The sequence below is a fragment of the Polaromonas sp. P1_G2 genome (genome assembly GCF_056405515.1).
This window is the reverse complement of record NZ_JBFUBY010001632.1, coordinates 1-374: the sequence shown is the minus strand read 5'-3', so window position 1 is coordinate 374 and position 374 is coordinate 1. Positions and strand designations below refer to the sequence as shown.

1 pseudogene is annotated in these 374 nt (G+C 62.0%); it reads right to left on the bottom strand.

Going from position 1 to position 374, the window contains the following annotated elements:
• Positions 1-142 precede the first annotated feature (142 nt).
• Positions 143-374, bottom strand: a pseudogene (locus AC1D0P_RS31870) (hypothetical protein); the annotation flags it as partial.

Here is a 374-nt window from a genome sequence, read left to right as displayed (position 1 = left end):
GAATTCGGCAGGCTGAAATCCAGCCGTGACGCTTCCGAGCGCGACTTCACCGCCTGCAGCGCGATGAAGGCGAAGGGCAGGATGAAGATCACCGCGGCGAAGGTCAGCGCGATCAGGCCTGTGATGAGCGGGCGATGGCGTTTCAAAGCTCGACCTCCCGGCGGTTGAACCAGAGCGTCAGCGGCAGCATGACCACGCCGATCAGCAGGAAGAGAATGACATTGCCGGCCGTCGACAGGCCGTAAAAACCGGCCTGGTACTGTTTGTAGATCACCGAAGCGATGACATCGGAGGAGAAGCCGGGGCCGCCGCGGGTCATCGCCCAGATGATGTCGAAGGAGCGCATGCCGCCGATCAGTGACAGTGTCACCACC